Source organism: Aeromicrobium sp. (assembly GCF_050700635.1).
Taxonomy (GTDB): domain Bacteria; phylum Actinomycetota; class Actinomycetes; order Propionibacteriales; family Nocardioidaceae; genus Aeromicrobium.
Genome location: NZ_JBOHDT010000112.1, coordinates 1 through 20,417, shown reverse-complemented (window position 1 = coordinate 20,417; position 20,417 = coordinate 1). Strand labels below are relative to the sequence as shown.

At 70.8% G+C, this 20,417-nt stretch carries 15 protein-coding genes; 5 read left to right on the top strand and 10 right to left on the bottom strand.

Going from position 1 to position 20,417, the window contains the following annotated elements; genetic code table 11:
- The 3 genes from rsmD to ACRDPN_RS09155 form a co-directional block, all read right to left on the bottom strand.
- On the bottom strand, positions 1–530 hold a 530-nt coding region (rsmD, locus tag ACRDPN_RS09165), incomplete at its 3' end, for a 16S rRNA (guanine(966)-N(2))-methyltransferase RsmD (RefSeq protein ID WP_431447139.1).
- Positions 527–2,674, bottom strand: a complete 2,148-nt coding sequence (gene recG, locus ACRDPN_RS09160; protein WP_431447138.1) for an ATP-dependent DNA helicase RecG — start codon at positions 2,672–2,674, stop codon at positions 527–529. The genes rsmD and recG, both read right to left, overlap by 4 nt.
- Positions 2,671–4,260, bottom strand: coding sequence for a DAK2 domain-containing protein (locus ACRDPN_RS09155; protein ID WP_431447137.1), 1,590 nt, complete (start codon positions 4,258–4,260; stop codon positions 2,671–2,673). The genes recG and ACRDPN_RS09155 overlap by 4 nt, the downstream gene beginning before the upstream one ends.
- A 127-nt stretch (positions 4,261–4,387) precedes the next feature.
- On the opposite strand from ACRDPN_RS09155, the gene rpmB reads away from it, so the two are divergent.
- Entirely contained in the window at positions 4,388–4,573 is a 186-nt protein-coding gene (rpmB, locus tag ACRDPN_RS09150) for a 50S ribosomal protein L28 (RefSeq protein WP_431447140.1), read from the top strand.
- 2 nt (positions 4,574–4,575) lie between these two features.
- On the top strand, positions 4,576–5,991 hold the full coding sequence (locus tag ACRDPN_RS09145; RefSeq protein ID WP_431447136.1) for an amidase: 1,416 nt from the start codon (positions 4,576–4,578) through the stop codon (positions 5,989–5,991).
- 98 nt (positions 5,992–6,089) lie between these two features.
- Here ACRDPN_RS09145 and ACRDPN_RS09140 read toward each other — a convergent pair whose 3' ends face one another.
- Positions 6,090–7,052, bottom strand: coding sequence for a thiamine-phosphate kinase (locus tag ACRDPN_RS09140; protein WP_431447135.1), 963 nt, complete (start codon positions 7,050–7,052; stop codon positions 6,090–6,092).
- Positions 7,053–7,147: 95 nt separating this feature from the next.
- On the opposite strand from ACRDPN_RS09140, the gene ACRDPN_RS09135 reads away from it, so the two are divergent.
- Together ACRDPN_RS09135 and ACRDPN_RS09130 are read left to right on the top strand one after the other, a co-directional pair.
- Positions 7,148–7,384: an Lrp/AsnC ligand binding domain-containing protein gene (locus tag ACRDPN_RS09135; protein WP_431447134.1), complete on the top strand. Its 237-nt coding sequence runs from the start codon at positions 7,148–7,150 to the stop codon at positions 7,382–7,384.
- Positions 7,363–7,812, top strand: a complete 450-nt coding sequence (locus ACRDPN_RS09130) for a DUF3515 family protein (RefSeq protein ID WP_431447133.1) — start codon at positions 7,363–7,365, stop codon at positions 7,810–7,812. The genes ACRDPN_RS09135 and ACRDPN_RS09130 overlap by 22 nt, the downstream gene beginning before the upstream one ends.
- Here ACRDPN_RS09130 and ACRDPN_RS09125 read toward each other — a convergent pair.
- Positions 7,809–8,873 carry a D-alanine--D-alanine ligase family protein gene (locus ACRDPN_RS09125; RefSeq protein WP_431447132.1) on the bottom strand — a complete coding sequence of 355 codons (1,065 nt, stop codon included), beginning with the start codon at positions 8,871–8,873 and terminating at the stop codon, positions 7,809–7,811. The genes ACRDPN_RS09130 and ACRDPN_RS09125 overlap by 4 nt on opposite strands.
- A 36-nt stretch (positions 8,874–8,909) precedes the next feature.
- On the opposite strand from ACRDPN_RS09125, the gene ACRDPN_RS09120 reads away from it, so the two are divergent.
- On the top strand, positions 8,910–9,983 hold the full coding sequence (locus ACRDPN_RS09120) for a trans-sulfuration enzyme family protein (RefSeq protein ID WP_431447131.1): 1,074 nt from the start codon (positions 8,910–8,912) through the stop codon (positions 9,981–9,983).
- A 5-nt stretch (positions 9,984–9,988) separates the two neighbouring features.
- On the opposite strand, the gene ACRDPN_RS09115 is transcribed toward ACRDPN_RS09120, so the two are convergent.
- From ACRDPN_RS09115 to recC, 5 genes are all read right to left on the bottom strand, one after another.
- Positions 9,989–10,990 carry an NAD(P)H-dependent glycerol-3-phosphate dehydrogenase gene (locus ACRDPN_RS09115; RefSeq protein ID WP_431447130.1) on the bottom strand — a complete coding sequence of 334 codons (1,002 nt, stop codon included), beginning with the start codon at positions 10,988–10,990 and terminating at the stop codon, positions 9,989–9,991.
- Positions 10,990–11,730 (bottom strand): lysophospholipid acyltransferase family protein, encoded by a 741-nt coding sequence (locus ACRDPN_RS09110; protein WP_431447129.1) that lies wholly within the window; start codon positions 11,728–11,730, stop codon positions 10,990–10,992. The genes ACRDPN_RS09115 and ACRDPN_RS09110 overlap by 1 nt, the downstream gene beginning before the upstream one ends.
- 175 nt (positions 11,731–11,905) lie before the next feature.
- Complete coding sequence (gene recD / locus ACRDPN_RS09105; protein WP_431447128.1) at positions 11,906–13,678, bottom strand: exodeoxyribonuclease V subunit alpha; 1,773 nt, start codon at positions 13,676–13,678, stop codon at positions 11,906–11,908.
- The gene (locus ACRDPN_RS09100; RefSeq protein WP_431447127.1) at positions 13,675–16,977 is read right to left on the bottom strand and encodes a UvrD-helicase domain-containing protein; all 3,303 of its coding nucleotides are present in this window, start codon (positions 16,975–16,977) and stop codon (positions 13,675–13,677) included. Before ACRDPN_RS09100 ends, recD begins: the two co-directional genes overlap by 4 nt.
- The gene (recC, locus tag ACRDPN_RS09095; protein ID WP_431447126.1) at positions 16,977–20,300 is read right to left on the bottom strand and encodes an exodeoxyribonuclease V subunit gamma; all 3,324 of its coding nucleotides are present in this window, start codon (positions 20,298–20,300) and stop codon (positions 16,977–16,979) included. Before recC ends, ACRDPN_RS09100 begins: the two co-directional genes overlap by 1 nt.
- Between the last annotated feature and the right edge of the window lie 117 nt (positions 20,301–20,417).

The following is a 20,417-nucleotide window of genomic DNA, read 5'->3' as shown; positions in this document are numbered from 1 at the left end:
GTCTCGCCGTAAGCCTTGTCGCGGACGCCGGACAGCGCCCCCGGCCAGGAGAACGGGGTGCGGGTGGAGCGCTCGACGACGACGATGCCGTCCGGGTCGAGACCGCCGATGCGGACGATCTCGGTGAGCAGGAACCCGATCTCGTCGGTGGCCAGCGAGTAGGGCGGGTCGAGCAGCACGAGGTCGTACGGCTGGGCTGGCAAGTCGCCCACGAAGCGCTCGGCCGTCGTGCGATGCAGCTCGGCGCCAGCCGCGTCCAGGTCGCGGATGTTGAGGGCGATGACCGACGCCGCACGTCGGTCCGACTCGACGAGATCGGCGTGCTCGGCTCCGCGTGACAGGGCCTCCAGCCCCAAGGCGCCGGACCCGGCAAACAGGTCGAGCACCCGCAACCCGTCGAGGCCGCCGAGTTCGGACTCCAGCGACGAGAACATCGCCTCGCGCACCCGGTCGGACGTCGGCCGGGTGCCGTCCCCCTTGGGCGTCTGCAGGCGCCGCCCACCCCACTGACCGGCCACGATGCGCGTCACGTGCGTTCCAGATAGTCGGCCTGCTCGGTCTCCTCCAGCGCTCGCACCGCGGCGGCCAGGGCGGGGTGGTGGTCCAGCGACGGGTCTGCGGCGACGACCTCGAGGGCGGCGTCGCGGGCGTCGGTGATGACGTCCTCGTGCCGGACGACCGACAGCAGCCGCAGGCTCGACCGGACACCCGACTGTCGCGCACCGAGCACGTCGCCCTCGTGCCGCAGCTCGACGTCGAGGCGGGACAGCTCGAAGCCGTCCGTGGAGGCGGCAACGGCGTCCAGCCGCTCGCGGGCCGGGGCGTCCGGATCGCTGGACGTGACCAGCAGACACAGGCCGGGCGCCGAGCCTCGGCCCACGCGGCCGCGGAGCTGGTGCAGCTGGGAGACGCCGAAGCGGTCCGCGTCCATGACGACCATGACCGTCGCGTTGGGCACGTCGACGCCGACCTCGACGACCGTGGTGGCGACGAGGACGTCGAACTCGCCGGCGGCGAACGCGTTCATGGTGGCGTCCTTCTCGTCAGCCGGGAGGCGGCCGTGCAGCATGCCGATGCGCAGGCCGGAGAGCGGGCCGGCGGTCAGCTCGGCGTGGACGTCGAGCAACGACCGGGTCTCCTTGTCCTCGCTCTCGTCGGCGACACCGATGCGGGAGACGACGACGTAGGCCTGCTTGCCGCCGTCGACCTCTTCACGCACGCGCTCCCAGGCGCGGTCCATCCAGGCGGGCCGCTCTGCGGCCGGAACGACCGTTGTCTGGATCGGCTTGCGTCCGGCGGGGAGCTCACGCAGTGTTGACGTCTCGAGATCACCGAACACCGTCATCGCGACGGTGCGCGGGATGGGCGTGGCCGTCATGACCAGTACGTGCGGCTTCACGTCGGACCGGTCGACGAGCGCCGAGCGCTGCTCGACCCCGAAGCGATGCTGCTCGTCCACCACGAGCAGGCCGAGGTCGGCGAACTGCACGTGCTCCTGGATCAGCGCATGGGTGCCGACGACGATGCCGGCCTCGCCTGAGGCGGCGTCGAGCAGCGCTTCGTTGCGGGTCTTGGCGCCGAGCGATCCGGTGAGCAGCTGCACGCGGGTGGCACCGTCGGCCCCGCCGAGCATGCCGCCCTGCGCCAGGTCGCCGAGCAGGGAGGTGATGGCGCGGTGGTGCTGCGAGGCGAGCACCTCCGTGGGAGCGAGCAGTGCAGCCTGGCCGCCGGCATCGACGACCTGCAACATCGCGAGAAGCGCAACGACCGTCTTGCCCGACCCGACCTCTCCCTGCAGGAGCCGGTGCATGGGGTGGGTGCGTTCGAGGTCGGACCCGATGACGTCGGCGATCTCCTTCTGGCCTTCGGTGAGGACGAAAGGCAGGCGTTCGGCGAACCGCTCGCGCAGGCCGCCCGCGAGGGCCGGACGCGCCGTCGCGGGATCGCGCTCGAGCGCGTGCCGGCGCTGCGCGAACACCGCCTGCAGCACGAAGGCCTCCTCGAAGCGGAACCGGTCGCGCGCCCGCTGCCACTGCTCCTTCGCGCGCGGGCGATGGATCTCCTCCAGAGCCGTGCGGACGTCGGACAGCCCGCGCTGGGCACGGACGTCGGCCGGCACCGGGTCGTCGAGCGATGCCAGCCCGTCGAGACACAGGGCGACCGACTGCTCGATCCGCCACGAGGCCAGCTTCGCCGTGGCCGGGTAGATCGGGATGATGCCGCGGCCCAGGCGTGAGTCCGCACTGATCTCCCCCGAGCCGTCGACCGGTTCGAAGTCGGGATGGGTGAGCTGCAGGGTGCCGCGGTACTCCCCCACCTCGCCCGCAAACAACCCGACGGTGTTCTCGGTCAGGGTCTTGAGCCGCCACGCCTGCTGGAAGAACGTGAGTGTCAGCCGGCCGGTGCCGTCGGTGACGACGACCTCCGTACGTGTCTTGCGTGGCTGGTTGCGGAATGCGTAGTTCTTCGCCGACACGACGCGGGCCATGATCGTGACGTGCTGCCCCACCATCAGGTCGGACAGGTCGGTGAGCTGCCCGATGTCGGCGTAACGTCGCGGGTAGTGACGCAGCAGGTCGTCGACCACCGTGAGGCCGAAGGCGGACTCCAGCACTTTCGCGGTCTTGTCGCCGACGACGGAGCGCAGGCGGGTGGACGGTTCGATCTGCATCATTCGACCGCGACGAACAACGGGTAGTGCTCCTGTCCGCCGTCATAGACGACGACGTCGATGTCGACGCGCTGGTCCTTGACGTGCCGGGTGAGCCGCTCCGCGAGGTCCGGGTCGGCGCCGGCTCCGGTGACGAGAGTCAGCATCTCGACGCCCGGCGAGAGCAGGCGGTCGACCACGTCGCGGGCCACCTGACCGAGGTCCGACCCGACGAAGGCGAAGTCGCCGGCCACGACGCCGAGGGCGTCGCCGGCCTCACACGGACCCGCCATGGTCATGCCTGGCTCGGTGGCCACGGTGACGGCACCGTGCTGCGTGTGTGCAGCGGCGCTCGACATCGCGACGACGTCCTCGTCGAAGGCGGTCCCCGGATCGTGGACGGCCAGTGCCGCCAGACCCTGGACCTGGGCGGTGGTGGGGATGACCGCGACCCGGGTGCCGTTCTGCCGGACCTCCTTGGCGGCGGCCTCGAACAGGCCGACGTACCGGGAGTTGTTCGGGAGCACAACGACCTCGTCGGCGCCGGCCCGGACCAACGCTTCGCGCATCCGGTCAACCACGAGCGGTTCGGTGCGGGTGAACTCGAGGACCTCGGCGCCGACTTCGCGGCACAGGTCGGTCAGTCCGGCCCCGGTGGTGGCCGCGACCACGACCCGTGAACGTCGAACGGTTCGCTGCCGGGCGATCTGGTCGGCGAAGTGGATCACGGCGATGCGGTACGGACGTCCCGCGACCAGCCCGGCCTCGATCGCGGCCCCCACGTCGTCGACGTGGACATGGACGTTCCAGAGCCGGTCGCCACCGACCACGACGAGGGAGTCGCCGAGCCCGTCGAGCGTGGCGCGCAACGGGGTCAGCTTCTCGTCGTCCGCCTCCAGCAGGTACATCACCTCGTAGGCCGGACCGCCCTCGACCAGGTCGTCCCCGACCGGGGTGGGTACCGGCACCTGGTGGACGACGCGATCGGGCACCCGTCCGGTGAAGGCCTGCTCGGTGGCGTCGAGCACGACCACGAGCGCGCGTCCACCGGCGTCGACCACGCCGGCCCTGGCGAGCCGCTCCATCTGCATCGGAGTCCGGGCGAGGGCTTCTCGAGCCGATGCAGCTGCCCGCGCAAAGGTTCTGCGACCATCGGCGCCGCCCTCGACAGCCACCTCGGCACCGGTCGCCGCAGCTGCTGCGACGGTCAGGATCGTGCCCTCGACCGGACGGCCGACCGCGGCGTATGCGGCGTCGGACGCAGCACGGAACGAGCGGGCGACGTCGGTCGCTGTCAGGTCGGCGTGCACGTCGAGGTCATGGAAGCAGGCCCGCACGAGCTGGGAGAGAATGACGCCGCAGTTGCCCTTGGCGCCGAGGAGCAGTCCGTCCGTGTACGCCTTGATGAGCTCGGGAACGTCGGCATCAGGGTCCAATGCGTCCACGGCGTCGACGCCGGCCACGAACGTCAGGTAGGCGTTGGTGCCGGTGTCGCTGTCGGGAACCGGGAACACGTTGAGCGCGTCGATCTCGGCACGGGCGCCGGACAGGGCTGACGCACACAGCTGAATCCACGCGCGGAACGCGTCGGCGCGCAGCGTCAGGACCATGGGGCCGAGGCTATCGGGCCAATTCGCTTCGATCGCACAGCGTCGGCTATCCTTGAGCGGTTGCCTGCCGGCGAGTGTTCGCTGCGGGCTCGTTCGTTCCAGACTTAGATTCTCAGGAGTGGTCGCCGTGGCAGCGGTCTGTGATGTGTGCGGCAAGGCACCCGGCTTCGGCCACAACGTCTCGCACTCGCACCGGCGTACGAAGCGTCGTTTCGACCCCAACATCCAGCGCGTGCGCGCGGTGGTCGACGACACCCCCAAGCGTCTCAACGTCTGCACCTCCTGCCTGAAGGCCGGCAAGGTCAGCCGCTGACCATGGCGGACGGTCGGGTCCACGCCTTCACCGACGACGCCCTCGGCGATCTCGACGCGGTCGGGGTCGCCGCTGCGATTGCCAAGGGCGACATCAGCGCCAGTGAAGCCACCGAGGCAGCGATCACTCGTGCCGAGCAGGTCGACCCGGGCCTGAACATGCTGGTCGTGCGCGACTTCGATCGGGCGCTCAGCCAGGCCGCATCCCCCGCACCCGGTCGGCTCTCCGGCGTCCCCAGCGTCATCAAGGACAACACCGACGTCGCCGGGCTCCCGACGCGCCATGGGTCGGAGGCCGTTCCGGCACGAGACGCCAAGGCCGACGCCGCTTTCACCACACAGCTGCGTTCCACCGGTGTCGTCGTCATCGGCAAGTCGACGATGCCGGAGTTCGGCTTCAACGCGTCCACCGAGTTCGAGAACCTGCTGCCGACGCGCAACCCGTGGAATCCGGAGTTCTCCTGCGGAGCCTCGTCGGGTGGTTCGGCGGCACTCGTCGCGTCCGGCGTGGTGCCGATCGCGCACGCCAACGACGGCGGCGGTTCCATCCGGATCCCGGCGGCCGCTTGCGGACTCGTCGGTCTCAAACCGACCCGGGGCCGGGTGGCTGACGCGGCGGAGGCCGCGACGATGCCGGTCAACATCATCAGCAACGGGGTCGTCACCCGCACAGTGCGCGACACCGCCCACTTCCTGGCCGGCGCCGAGGCGCACCGGGCGGCCTCGGGGATGCCGAACGTCGGTCTCGTCGAAGGTCCGAGCGAACGACGACTGCGCGTCGGCCTGATCGTCGACTCCGTCACCGGAACGCCCACCGACGACGAGACCCGGGCCGCCGTCCAGGACACCGCGACGCTGCTGGAGAAGCTGGGCCACACGGTCGTCGAAGTGCCGTTGCCGGTCACCGAGCGGTTCCAGGCCGACTTCGTCCACTACTGGGCTCTGCTGGGCTTCTCGTCCCACCACTTCGGCAAGCGGGTCATCACGCCCGGCTTCGACAAGTCACGCACCGACCCCCTCACGAAGTACCTGGCGCGGCGGTTCGTCCGTCAGGCGTGGCGCACGCCCGCGGCCATCCGCGGTCTCAAGCACAGCGAGGCCGTCTACCGCCGCTCGTTCGCCGACTACGGCGTCGACGTGGTGGTCTCGCCGACGCTCGGGCACACCACACCGCGGCTCGGCCACCTCTCCCCCAACGTCGCGTTCCCCGAGATGTTCGAACGCCTCATCCGCTATGCGGCGTTCACGCCACTGCACAACGCGTCGGGTGCTCCCGCGGTCTCGCTGCCGCTCGGGAGCACGTCCGAGGGCCTGCCCATCGGTGTGCACCTGTCGGCCCTGCACGGCGACGAGCGAACACTGCTCGAGGTCGCCTACGAGCTCGAAGCCGCCCGCCCGTTCGCCCGCATCCAGGATTAACCCGCTCGCGAGAGAGAAAAACACCCGTCGCGAGAGACTTTCTGCGACGCACGGGTGGACTTCTCTCTCGCGAGTAGTGACTTTCTCTCTCGCGAGCGTCAGGCGTAGTGGCGGTGGCCGTGGGGGCCCTCGAAGGGTGAGCTGTCGACGAGCACGCCCGGCTCCTCGCCCGACTGCACGTCGCGCACGGAACCGATCGTCGTCCAGCCGTCCGGCACAGCTGTCGCGGGGCTGAACGTGGCCACCAGCGCGTAGTCGTCACCTCCGGTGAGCATGAACCGGATCGGGTCGGTGCCCAAGGCGTCGGCCACCGTGCCGACCGCCTCCGGGATCCTGAACGCGTCCGTCTCCAAGTCGATGACGACCGCGCTGGCCCGAGCGACGTGTCCGACATCGGCGAGCAGCCCGTCGCTCACGTCGATCATGGACGTGGCTCCGGCGTCGGCGGCCTGGGGTCCGGCAGCGTACGGCGGGTGCGGGGTTCGGTGCGCATCGACGGCAGTCTTCGGCGAACGGAAGCCCCGACTCAGGGCAGCGAAACCGGCACCCGCCAGCCCGAGCACTCCGGCGAAGGCCACGACGTCGCCCGGTGCCGCACCGTCGCGGCGCACCGGATGAGCGGCATCTCCCATGGCTGTGACCGCGATGACGACCTGGTCGGCCGCGGTGACGTCGCCTCCCACGACGTGGGCGCCGACGAGTTTGCACTCCGCCTCGAAACCTTCTGCGAGGTCGAGGACCCAGGACGCGGGCAGCTGGGCCGGCAGGCCGAGCGCGACGGTGAGTGCCGTCGCCACCCCACCCATCGCGTTGATGTCGGACAGGTTGGCCGCCGCAGCCTTGCGCCCCACCTCGACGGCTGACGACCAGTCGCGACGAAAGTGACGCCCCTCGATAAGCAGGTCGCTGGAGACGAAGAAGGTGCCGTCGCGGGTTTGGACCTGGGCGGCGTCGTCGCCGGGCCCGATCAGCGTCTGACGGTTCGAACCAGCCCGCTCCCGCACGAGGTCGATCAGCGCGAACTCGCCGACTTCACCGACTGTCCGCTGATCTGTCTGCACCCGTCCATCATCGCGCAGGTAGGGGCGCGTTCGAGGACACCGTCGGGTAGCGTGTCACCCGCTCGTTCCGTGCACGTGCCCAGCAAGGAGTCGCGATGGTCGTCCAGGCATACATCCTCGTGCAGACCGAGGTGGGCAAGGCGGCCGAGGTCGCGAAGGCGATTGCTGCGATCAAGGGCGTCACCCTCGCCGAGGACGTCACCGGCCCGTATGACGTCATCGTCCGCGCCGAGGGCCCCAGCGTCGACGAGCTCGGCTCGCTCGTGGTCTCGACCATCCAGGTCGTGCCCGGCATCACCCGCACCCTCACGTGCCCCGTCGTCAACTTCTGAGCGCTCTGGTCCTCGTCGCGGCTCTGGCCGGGTGCGGCGGGCAGCTCGACGTCGACGACTACCCCACCGCCGAAGGCACCGACCTCGACTGCAAGGCCCTCCTCGCCGATGTTCCGCAGCGCGTCGCCGGGCAGGAGAACCGCGACGTCTCCGGACGGGTCGCCGCTGCGTGGGGTGACCCGGCGATCATTCTGCGATGCGGCGTGGAGAAGCCGGAAGCCCTTCGTCCCGAGTCCCAGTGCTTCGCGGTACGCGACGTCGGCTGGCTGGCCGAGACCACGGCCGACGGATATCTCTTCACCACGATCGGACGCACGTTCCACGTCAGCGTCGAGGTTCCGAAGTCCTACGACCCCGCCGCCGACGTCCTCGCCGACCTGGCGTCATCGGTCAAGAAGCACAACCCCGAGAAGGAACCCTGCGTCTAGCGGAGGCCGAGTGGTCGATCCAGCGCCAGCTGGAGCAGCCGGTCGACGAGCTGGGCGTAGGTGAGGTCGCTGGCCTCCCACAGCAGCGGGAACATCGAGTAGGGCGTGAACCCGGGCATGGTGTTGATCTCGTTGACGACCAGCTCGCCGTCGCCGCTCAGGAAGAAGTCGACCCGGGCCAGGCCCTCGCAGCCGAGCGCCTCGAACGCCTGCACCGCGTACGCGCGAATGCGGTCGGAGAGCACCTCGGGGATGTCGGCGGGCACGATGTTGGTGCTCGAGCCGTCGAGGTACTTGGCCTCGAAGTCGTAGAACTCGTGCGACGAGTCCTCCTCCACCACGATTTCGCCGACGACGCTCGCGACCGCCGTGCCGTCGAGCCGCTGGATGACGCCGCACTCGAGCTCGCGCTTGTCGCGGACCGCTGACTCGACGAGCACCTTCGGGTCGAAGTCACGGGCCTTCTCGACCGCCGACTCGAGCTCCTCCCAGGCATCGACCATCATCACGCCCGAGCTGGATCCGGCCCTGGCGGGCTTGACGAAGACCGGCAGACCGAGCGCCTTGACGCGGGCAGCCACGCGCGCACGGTCGCTCTCCCACTCGCGGGGCAGCACGGCGACGTAGGGGATCTGCGGCAGGCCCGCCGAGGCGAAGACCGTCTTGGTGAAGGGCTTGTCCATGGCGACCGAGCTGGCCAGCACACCGGCACCGACGTACCGGACACCGGCCATCTCGAGCTGCCCCTGGATGGTGCCGTCCTCGCCCCACGGACCGTGCAGCAGCGGAAGGACGACGTCGAACCCGCGCAGGTCGTCCCAGCTGAAGGCGGGCATCTCCGGCCGCACCGCCGGAAGGGTTCCGGCTGGCAGATCGGGCCACGACGCCGTCTCGCGCACCCAGTCACCGTCGAGGGTGATACCGACCGGGGTGACCTCGAAACGGTCCTGATCGACGACCTGCAGGACGTTTGCCGCGGTCAGGCACGACACACCGTGTTCGCTGGAACGTCCGCCGAAAACGACGGCCAGTCGGAGCTGGGAAGTCGAGGGGAGGCTCATTGCGGAGCACCTTACCGGTCAGGGCACAATGACCTCATGGCCGGATACCGACTCTCTCCCTCGACCATCGCCGTCGGAGCCGGGCGTCCCGAACGATCTCCCGGCGCACCGTTCAACGCCCCACTCACACTGGCTTCGTCGCTGGTCCCCGGGGGCACCTCGGAGTACGCGCGCGACGGCAATCCCGCCTGGGAGTCGTTCGAGGCGGTGCTCGGCGCCCTGGAGGGAGGAAACGCCCTGGCCTTCTCCTCGGGCGTCGCGGCGGCCACCGCGGTCTTCGACCTGGTGCCCGCCAAGGCAGCCGTCGTCGCTCCTCGCCACGCGTACTCCGGCACGCTCACCCAGCTCCGCGAGCGCGCTCGCCGTGGTCTGATCGATCTGAGACTCGTCGACGTCGAAGACACCCGGGAGGTCCTCGACGCCGCTGCCGGCGCCGCCCTGGTCTGGATCGAGTCGCCCACCAACCCGATGCTCGAGATCGCCGACATCGAGGCGATCAGCCACGCCGCGGCCGAGGCGGGCACAGCCGTGGCCGTCGACAACACCTTCGCGACGCCGCTGCGCCAACGCCCGCTCGACCTCGGAGCCGACTTCGTCGTGCACTCGGCCTCGAAGCTGCTGTCCGGACACAGCGACGTCGTGCTGGGCGCGGTGGTCACCAACAGCAACCGTGCGCTGCGCGCCATCAAGGTCCGCCGCACCAATCTCGGCTCGATCCCCGGAGCCATGGAGTGCTGGCTCGCCACCCGCGGCATCCGGACGCTGCACGTGCGTCTCGACCGCGCCGAGGCGAACGCCCGCGAGCTGCACCGACGCCTCTCGGCTGCCCGCGCCGTCCAGTACTCCCGCTACCCCGGCTTCGGCACGATCATCGGGTTCGAGGTCGGCGGCGGCGCGGAGATCGCCCAGAAGCTCACCGAGCAGAGCAGCGTCATCGCGTACGCCACCAGCCTCGGCGGGGTGGAGACCACGTGGGAACGTCGCCGACGCCACGCCCTGGAGTCGTCCTCGGTGCCCGAAGGACTCATCCGCCTCTCGGTGGGCATCGAGGACGTCGAGGACATCTGGGCCGACGTCGAGAGGGCCTTGGCGGCCGTCAGCCGACGCTAGACGCGCTAGAGGACCTCGGACTTGGCCTCGCGTGAGATGAGGGCCTTGACCAGCGCCTCGGGATCCATCCGGCCCTCGATGAGGGCGGTCACGTGCTCGACGATGGGCATGTCGACACCGTGCAGCTCGGCGAGCTCCGAGACGGACGAGCACGACTTGACGCCCTCGGCCACCTGACGGGTCTGGGCGGCCACCTCGTCGACGCTCATCCCCTGCCCGAGCTTCTCGCCGAACGTGCGGTTGCGCGACAGCGGTGACGAGCACGTGGCGACGAGGTCGCCCATGCCGGCCAGGCCGGAGAACGTCACCGGGTCGGCGCCGATCGCGACGCCGAGGCGGGCCGTCTCTGCGAGCCCGCGGGTGATGACGGTGGCCTTGCTGTTGTCGCCGAAGCCGAGCCCGATGCAGACGCCCACGGCAAGTCCGATGATGTTCTTGGTGGTGCCGCCGAGCTCGCAGCCGATGACGTCGGTGTTCGTGTACGGGCGAAATGCCTCGGTGTGGCAGAGCTTCTGCAGTCGTTGCGCGACCGAGACGTCCTCGCAGGCCACGACGCTGGCCGCCGGCTCTCGCGCGGCGATCTCGCGGGCCAGGTTGGGTCCGCTGATCACCGCGATGCGCTCCGGGCCGGCACCCGTGATCTGCGCAATGACCTCGCTCATCCGCATGTGGGTGCCGACCTCGATGCCTTTCATGAGGCTCACCATCACCGCATCGGGCGGGATCGAGTCCGCCCACGTCTCGAGGTTGACGCGTAGCTGTTGGGACGGCATCGCCAGCACGACGACCTCGGCGCCGTCGAGCGCCTCGGCCGGGTCCGAGTGTGCGGAGATGGCGTCGGGAAGCGTGACGTTGGGCAGGTAGTCGGCGTTCTCGTGCGTGGCGTTGATCGACTCGCACAGCTCGGCGCGACGACCCCAGATCCGCACCTCGTTGCCGGCATCGGCGAGCACGATGGCGAACGCCGTGCCCCACGACCCTGCCCCCATCACCGCGGTTCTCGCCATCACAGCTCCTTAGACTTCTTCGTGCTCGTGTGCTTGCCCACCGTATGCACGTCGATGCGCCGAGTCGACGGAAGCTCCCCGCGCACCTCCGCCATCATGGCGGTCAGCGTGTCCATCAGCCGGTCGGTAGCGGTGCGGAGCAGCTTCTCGTCCAGCACCTGGCCCTCGAGGTCGGACAGGTCGATCGGGTCGTCCACCCGGATGTGGATCGTCTTGCGGGGCAGCAGACGGGGGCGCTTGCTGTATGGCCAGAGGATCTCCTGCGGACCCCATTGCATGAGCGGCACCAGCGGCGTGCCGGTGGACAGTGCGACCCGAACCGCACCGGTGTAGCCGCTCATGGGCCAGGCGGCAGGGTCGCGGGTGATCGTGCCCTCGGGATAGATGGTGACGACGAGGCCGGCACGAACAGCAGCCTCCGCCGGGCCGAGCGAGTCCTTCGCGTTGGCGGTGCGGCGACGCACGGGGATCTGCTCGGCCGAGCGCAGGATCGCACCGACGACCGGGGCCTTCATCAGGGTGTCCTTGGCGAGGAACCGCGGGGTGACGCCGTTGTCGACCATGAAGTGCGAGATGACGAACGGGTCGAGGTGCGAGATGTGGTTCGGGGCGAGGACGTAACCCGTGCCCCGCGGCAGCTTCTCGGCACCCTGCCAGTCGCGCTTGGTGAGAAGCATCAGGAGCGGTCGGAGGATGAAGACGATGACGCGCAGGGTGCGGGGCAAGCCGCGTCGGTCCATGGGGGCGAGCCTAGGCCATGTCTCGTGAACCCAGCCCGATCAGGGAGCGGGTCGATCGCGCCCGATCCGGCAAGGCCGAGGAGGGATGTGCACCGGGGTCGTGCACAGACCGACGAGAACGCCGCCGGTCGGGATGCGACGGCCCGCGAGCCGGGCTGGGGTCACGAGGCATGGCCTAATCGGGCAGGCCGGTTGCCGTCAGCCGCTCTACGAGCCCGGAGGCCCGTTGCACCTGGTGGTCGATGGCGTCGCGGATCGCGGCCTCGGTGCCGACGATCCGGACCTTGTCCTGCGCGCGGGTGACGGCGGTGTAGAACAGCTCGCGCGTGAGCAGCCGCGACTCCGGCGGCGGCATGATGACCGTGACCTCCTTGGCCTGCGAGCCCTGGGACTTGTGCACGGTCATGGCATGCATGGTCTCGGCATCGGGCAGACGGGTGGGGGCGAGTATCCGCGGCGCGTCGGTGCCGCGCGTCAGAGCGACGACCAGGGAGCCGTCCGGCCGGCGCAGGGTCACGCCGACATCGCCGTTGTAGACCTCCAGCTCGCGGTCGTTGGCCGTGACGAGGACCGGACGTCCCGGGTACCAGAGGTCGTAGTGGGTGACCCCGGTGACCTCGGCCACCATGCGCTCGACCTCGCGGTTCCAGCCCTGGACGCCGAAGCGTCCCTCGCGGTGGGCACACAGCAGCCGGTGCTCGTCGAGCGTCGCGATCGCCGACGCCGCGTCGTTCTGCTCCCCGGCGATTCGCAGGGTGCGTCCGGCGTCGCGCAGCCGCGCCCGCAGCACGTGTGTGGCGGCCGCATCGGCGGGATCGACCAGCTCGATCTCGTCGTGGCCCTCCAGCAGGAGCGCGATCGCCCCGTCGGCATCGCCACCACGCACCAGGGAGGCGAGCTCGCCGATCTCATCACCGAACCGGTGCGACCGGGTCAGCCGCGACACCGGCTGGGCGGGGTGCTCCTCCAGCCCCGCGACGAGGTCGGCCAGGACCACCCCCGCCTCGACCGACGCGAGCTGGTCCGCGTCGCCGACGAGCACGAGGCGGGCGTCGGGGCGCACGGCTTCGAGCAGGCGGGCCATGTGCGTGAGCGAGACCATGGATGTCTCGTCGACGACCACGACGTCGTGCGGGAGCCGGTGGTGCGCGTCGTGGCGGAAGCGAACGCTGCTCCCCCGATATCCGAGCAGCCGGTGGAGGGTCGACGCGCGCAGCGCACCGAGGCGCTTCTGGTCGACCTCCGGCAGCTCGGCGGTGGCTGCCGCCGTGGCGTCCTGCAGGCGTGCGGCGGCTTTGGCGGTGGGAGCACACATCGCGATGCGGGGTGGTTGGCCGGTCGCGATCTGGTGCTGTTCGGCGACGAGGGCGAGCAGTCGCGCGACGGTGGTGGTCTTGCCGGTGCCCGGGCCGCCGGTGAGGACGGTCGTCCACCGGCCGACAGCAGCCTTGGCGGCCGCGCGCTGCTCGGCGTAGTCCGGATCGTCGAAGAGCCGGTCGAGGCCGGCCGCGAGGGCGTCCTCGTCGACGTCGGGCGCGGCGTGACCGAGGCGTGTCAGGACGTCGTCGCACACCGCGCACTCCTCCCGCCAGTACCGGTCGAGGTAGAGGCGGGTGCCCTCGAGACGGAGGATCTGCTCGTCGACGAGTGGGCTCGCCGCCACCCGCTCGATCCACACGCGCGGCTCCGGCCACTCCATGACGGCCTCGTCCTGCTCGAGAGACACCTCGTGGGCCTTCAGCAGGTCGAGGCACACCGACCCGTGCCGCACCGCCCGGACGGTCAGGGCCGCGGCCAGGAGGACGTCGGGTTCGGTCTCGCCGACCGTGGCGGCGAGACGCGTGGCGACATGGACGTCCGCCGCCGCGAGGATGTCGGCCGTGTTGAAGCTCGCGAGCACCCCGGATGCGCCGAGGGCGAGCCGGCGGTCGCGACGGTCGTCGATCATGGCGTCGCCTCCAGACGGCCGCCGGCCAGCAGCTCCGAGAGGTCGGTCACAAGGGCGGCTGGCGGGCGCCACGAGAAGACGCCACACGGCACGCCGTCGACGATCGGTGTGTCGGGCCCGCACATGCCGCGGACATAGAGGTAGAGAACGCCGCCGAGGTGACGGTCGGGGTCGTAGTCCGGAAGCCGCCAACGCAGGTATCGGTGCACGACGACGGAGTAGAGCATCGCCTGGAGCGGGTAATGGGAATGCAGCATCGACTCGGCCATGCGCTCGGGGGTGTAGTCGAGTGCCGTGAGCGGGACCTCCGGGTCGCCGAGCATGTTGGTCTTGTAGTCGACGACGAGGTGGCGGTGGCCGCCGGCGTCTGGCACCCGAAGCACGACGTCGATCGAGCCGCCGAGGTAGCCACGGAGCACCTGCTCACCGAGCGACGGCGTGTCGAGTCGGTCAGCGTAGGCAACCAACGGGTCGCCGTCGGGCAGGTGTTGCCGCATCGCCTCGGCAACTCCACCGAGCACCGATGCCCGGGCTCTGGACCGGTCTCCTCCCCCGAGCGGCAGCTCGAAATCGAGCTCGCAGAGCCGCTCGGACGAGCCGAGATCGCTGAGGCGCAGGCCATCAGCCAGCGGACCGAGTGAGGTGTGCTGCATCGGCACCAGTGCCCGGGCGAGGTCGGCGGGTGGGACGTCGACGGGCCACCAGCGGAGCTGCTCGGTGACGTGCCCCAGCAGCTCCGACTCGAGGTTGGGCACGGTGACGTCGGCATGTTCGAGCACCGCGTGCACCAGCGAGCCGAAGGCTGCACCGGCGGTCAGGTCGGCCATCGGGGACATCGGGGCCCCCGTGTCGGACTCGGGCTCGGGAGCGGCCGGCGCCTCCTCCTCGGATGGCTCCTCGTCGACAGTGCCAGGTTCCTCCGGCTCGGCGACGACGACCGCTGCGCGCTCGGCCCGGATCAGGCCGGAGTAGGACGTCCGTCGCCACGCGGTGTCGATCGGTCTGTCGAGCGTGCTGATCTGCAGGGCGGGCGAATCGGGGATCGTCGGCGCGACCGTGACGTCGCTCATCGGGCCGACCTGCTCCAGGTGAACCGCTCCGGCGGTCTGCCAGGTGGCAAACCCGCCCGTCACGTCTCCGGGCGACGGGACGGCGATCCTCTGCGGCACCAGTCCTTCGTGCTCAGGTCCGCGCCCGAGCAGCAGCCGGGTCAGCCCGGACTTGTCGGCGTTGTGGCTCGGCGCCCACCAAGCCACCACCCTGGACTGCGCGCGCGTGAGCGCGACGTAGGTGAGGCGGAGCTCCTCGGCGGCGACCTCGGCCCTGACCGCGGCGGCGACATCGGACGACGCCTCCCCACCGACGTGCCGCATGCGGACCGTGCCGTCGTGGAAGAGCGGGACCGCTTCGTCGCGGACGTAGCAGTCGAAGTGCATGGGCAGGTAGACGACCGGGTACTGCAGGCCCTTGCTGCCGTGGATGGTGAGGATCTGCACCGCAGCGGCGTCACTCTCCAGACGCCGTGGACGCTCGCTGCTGCCGCGGTCGCGTCGCCGCTCGCGCCGCAACCACTCCAGCAGTGCCGGAAGGCCCAGCCGCTCGCGATGAGCGACGTCGTGCAGCATCTGCCCGAGGTGGTGCAGGTCGGTGAGGTGTCGCTCGCCGCCCGGACGTGCGAGCACGCGCTCGGCCAGTCCGGTGGCCGTGGCCGCCTCGTGCACGGCCGCAACGCCCTGGGCGCGGAAGAGGTCCAGCCAGTGCCGCACCTGCTCGGCGACGTCGTCGGCCAGCGCCTCGCCCCCGGCATCGAGCGAGGCCGGCGTCTCGCCCACGAAGGACGACAGGGCGAAGGCTCGAACACGTTTCGACGCCTGCCGCTCCAGCGCCTCGAGCAGCGTGAGCCATTCGTCCGCAGCGGGGCTGAGCAGGACACTGTCGCCGCCGGTGACCACGCTCGGGATGCCGCGTGCCGACAGCGCCGCGCGGAACAGGTCGACCCCCGTCCGCGTGCGCATGAGGATCGCGACGTCGCCCGGGCGGACGGGCCGTGTCTCGATGCCGTCGTCGAAGGTGGCGCCCGACGCGATGAGCCCAGCGACGTCGTCGGCGAGATCGGTGGCGATGCGAGCGCGTAGCTCGGCGATGGGCGGCGCCTTGCCGTCATCACCCCCGGGAACGACCCTGAGCCGGAACGGGTGCGGGTCTGGTGCGCCGGCGAGGCGGCTGCCGCGATGCTGCGCTCCGACGGGGTGGACCGTGATCCGCTCGTCTCCCAGCTGGGCGCCCCGGGTGAGCACCTGCAGCGCCTCGACGAGCGGCGCGTCGGCGCGGTGATTGACCGCCAGCGTCCGGGCGTCGCCCGCGGTGCCCGCGGCCCCCAGATAGGTGACCACGTCGCCGCCGCGGAAGGCGTAGATGGCCTGTTTCGGGTCGCCGATGAGGACGAGGGTGGCGTGGTCGGAGAACGCGCGGTCGAGGACATCCCACTGCACCGGGTCGGTGTCCTGGAACTCGTCGACGAGCACGATGCTCCAGCGCTGACGCATGCGGTCGCGGGCCGGCGCGTCGGCGGCGGCGAGGGCGGTGGCGAGGCGGCTGAGGAGGTCGTCGTAGGACAAGAGGCCGAGTCGCTGCTTGCGACGCTCGACCTCGGTCCGGACGCTCTCGGCGAAGGAGACCCGCTGCCCAGGTACGGACGTCGGGTCGGCGTCGGACGGCGCGAGATGCGCCTGCGGGTCACCGACGGCCGCGCGCCCGATGGTCAGCGCTGCCGCGGCGCTGAACGGAGGTGGCTCCTCGTGGTCACCGAATTGGCGAATGTAGAGGTCGCCGACGACCTCGACCACGAGCTCGTCGAGATCCTCGACCAGCGTCACGTTGGAGTCGGTGTCGCCGGCGACACCGAGTGAGCGCAGCACGAGCTGGCAGAACTGATGCGTGGTGGCGATGGTGGCGGCGTCGAAACCCGCGAGCGCGTCCGTGATGCGCGCGCAGCGTTCGGCCACGGCGGCATCGTCGCCCTGCGCGAGATGGCCGAGCATGCCGCCGACCTCGCGAGCGGACGCCGGGTCGGCGAGCACTCGTCGAGCCTCGACGAGCTGCTCGCGGACCCGCTCGCGCAGCTCCTGGCTGGCCATGCGACCGAACGTGATGACCAGCATCTCGTCGAGCGTGGCCACTCCTTCGGCGACGTAGCGGGTGACGAGGGCACCGACGGTGTAGGTCTTGCCGGTGCCAGCGCTGGCCTCGAGAACCGTGGTGCCGGTCGGCAGCGGACCGAGCAGGTCGAATGGTTGCATCACCGGATCACCACCCGGTCGAGCATCGGTTGCCACAACCGCCGGGCGAGCGCGCCCAGCCGCGTGCTCTCGTCCGCGAATGCCTCACCCGGGCCCGGCGGGTCGCGCAGCAGCAGCCCGAAGGGCGCCTGCGAGCCCCACACGCGCACGTGGAACGGGTCCCCGTCCTCCTTGAGCCAGGACAGGTCGGAGGTCTTCCACTCCTTGAGAGCAGCCGCTCGGGCCGACACGTCGCGGCGCATCGACGCCCAGGCGTGACCGGTCTTGAGCGGCAGGGGTAGCGGGCCACGCATGCCCGCGTCGTACATCGCGACCAGGTCGCGCAGGATCGCTGCCGGCTCGTCGACCCGCCCGAAGACCAGGCTGGTCGCTCCGTCACCACGATCGGGACGAGTGACCATGCCAGATCTCCAGTCATCGTCCGGATCGACGGCGCTCAGGACGAGCGCAGGCAGCCAGGCGTCGATGTAGTGGCGTGGGCCGAGCTTCGAGAAGGTCGCCCCCACTCGGCGGGTACCGTACACGTCGGTGACGGTGCCACGGAGTCGCCGGCCGTCGCCGAGGTCGACGTCGACGTCGATCGACGTGCTCGGGGCGTCTCCTCGTGCCTCCCGGGCGGCCGCCGCAACCGGTTCGAGCTGCGTCGTGACGGTCTGCAACAGGCGCGAACCGAGCCAGCGCGGCGGCACCGTGCCACGACGCCACTCCTTCTGGCGGGCATGAGCGAGGTCGGTTCCGCGAGCGACCTCCTGCAGCAGGCGATCGCCGATCGCCCATCGGGCGAGACCGTCGAGCTCGAGCGGCATCAGGTCGTGGACTTCTTCGCCTTCGTCCGGCAGGCCGATTCCCACACGCTGCGTGAGGAACGCCTTGACCGGATGACGCAGGAACGCGCCGAGGGAGTCGAGGTCGACGTCCTCGACCGGCGTGGCCGGCAGTTCGGTGAAGCCAGGCGCCGGCCGTCGTTCACCCGCCGCGGAGCGCGCGCCGGCGAGGGCGGCGGGGTCGAAGGAGAAGGGTCGCGGCGTGCCGAGCACCCCGGGCCGCAGGTTGCGCTGGTCGAAGGGCTGCAGCGGATGACGGACGACGGAATGCCGCCGCGCCCCGGGCACGGTGGTGTCGAGGGCGTCGAGCAGCTCGCCGAGCGGAACGGCCGGTGGGCGCGAGAGACCCGTGGTCTCCTGGGCGCCGGCGTACGTGACGACGAGATGCTCCGACGCGGCCATCACCGCGTCGAGCAGCAGCTGCCGGTCTTCGCTGCGGGGGTCACGCTCCCCGGTGAACGGGGTGCGCGCCAGGGCGTCGTCGCCGTCGACGATCGTGTTGCGCGGAAACACGCCGTCGTCGAGACCGAGCAGGCAGACGACCCGGTGCGGCACCGAGCGCATCGGCACCATCGTGCAGACCGTGAGCGAGCCGCTGCGGAAGTTCGCCCGCGTCGGCCGAGCCGCCAACCGCCCGGCCAGCAGCGATCGGATGTCGGACAGGCGCAGCTCGGTGCGACCACCGGCGTCGTCACCGAGTGCGGCGAGCTCGCGCTGAACCTGACCGTTCTGCCACTCCTGTCCCCACTCGACGGCGGTGAGACTCGCGACGCCGTCGAGCAAAGCGTCGACCCAGTGGGCGACCGGGTGACTGCCGACCATGCGGTCGGTGACGTCGCGCAGACGTTCGACGAGCTCGGCCAGCCGGCCGGCGAGATCGATGCTCGTGGACCCGACGTCGTCGAGCGGCAGCGTGGTGCCGATCCATCGATCTGCGTCGTCGGAGACGGCCACCCCGGCCAGCACGCGGTCGAGCCCGAACCGCCAGGTGTTCTGGACGTAGCGCTCCAGGCCGAAGGGGCCGCGGTGGTCGGCATCGAAGGCCCAGCGGATGCCGGCGTCCTCGACCCACCTGTCGATCGTCTTGAGGTCGTCGTCGCTGAAGCGGAAGCGGCGACGCACGGGGTCGGCCGAGCAGAGGTCGAGAACCAGACTGGCCTCGGCCCGGCCGCCGGCGACGTCGAGCAGCTTGTCGACGACGGCCAGGAGGGGGTTGGTCTGCGCGAGCGCCCGGTCGGCGAGCCGGACCTCGAGACGGTGGCCGGGGTGCCACCCGCCGTGACCGGCACCACCGAGGCCGAAGGCTGCCTCGACTAGCGGGGCGTACGCCTCGATGTCGGGACACATCACCAGCACGTCGCGTGGCTCGATGGTGGGGTCGTCCGCCAGCAGGCCGAGGATCACCTCGCGCAGCACCTCGACCTGACGAGCGGCACCGTGGCAGGCATGCACCTGCACGCTGCGGTCGGCGGGGTCTAGGGTCCGCTCGTCCGCGCCGGTGATCGTGTCGGTGGCGAGGTCGTGCTGGAGCCACCCCAGCAGTGTGTCCGGACGCTCGGGCCCCAGCCCGTGCGGTCCTGTGCTGATCGGGTCGTCGACGTCGACGAACGGGGTCAGCGTGCGCTCCAGCTCGCGGACGTCGCGGCCCAACGATGCGAGCAGGGGATGCCGGACACGCTGATGGGACGTGTCGTCGCGACGCGGCACGGCGCCGGACAGGTCGACCAAGGCGTCCCACTGGGCGTCGGACGGGTGCGGCAGCCAGACGTGGACGTCGCGCCGGCTCCCCAGGGCGCCGAGCAGCTCGGCCTCGGTGAGCGCGATCCGCGTGTGGCCGAAGAGCGAGAGCCTCGGCGGCAGCCCTTCGGCACCCTCTCCGTCGCGCAGGGCCTGCAAGACGCTCGTGTGCCGCTGGGCCGGAGACGGCGTGTCGGTGGCCTCGAGCAAGCGGCGCCAAAGCTCGGGCTGCCAGCGCAGGTCCGGAGCGATCTCGCGGCCGTCGCCGTCCTCGTCGCGCCCGTCGGCCCACGCGGTGAGCAGCGCCGGTCTCTGGGTGGCGTAGGAGGTGAACAAACCGGAGAGGCGACGCGCCACTGCGTAGCGGCGGCCTCGGCGCAGCTCCCCCTCCTCGCCGTCGAGCGCATGGCCGAGATGGGCGTCGAGGGTGGCGCACCACGGCTCGCCGGCGTGCGTGTCGAGAACCGCGAGCACCGACCACACAAGGACGTCCGGCGACCACGGATCGTCCTCGCCGACGCCGGTGAGCTCGGCGACGAGCGAGCGCGGGGTTCGGAAGTCGACCGCCGCGCAGACGCCGTCGTCGCCGTGCTGGGCGCCGAGGTGGTGGGAAAGTCGCTGGCTGAGCCAACGCTCGATGCCACGGGCGGGGACGATGACCAGCTCCCGTGCGAACGCGTCGGGCTGCGGCGTGCGAAGGAGGGCGGCGAGCGACTCGGCAAGCAGGTCGGCCCGGGCGGCTCGGTGGAGGATCAGCGGCATGCTGCCGCGACTCTACGGCCAGACACGGACATGCGGCCCGGACACGCGAAGTAACCTTGACTGCATGCAGGCCACCGTGGCGTCGTACGACCCCACCTCCCGTTCCGGAGACCTCGT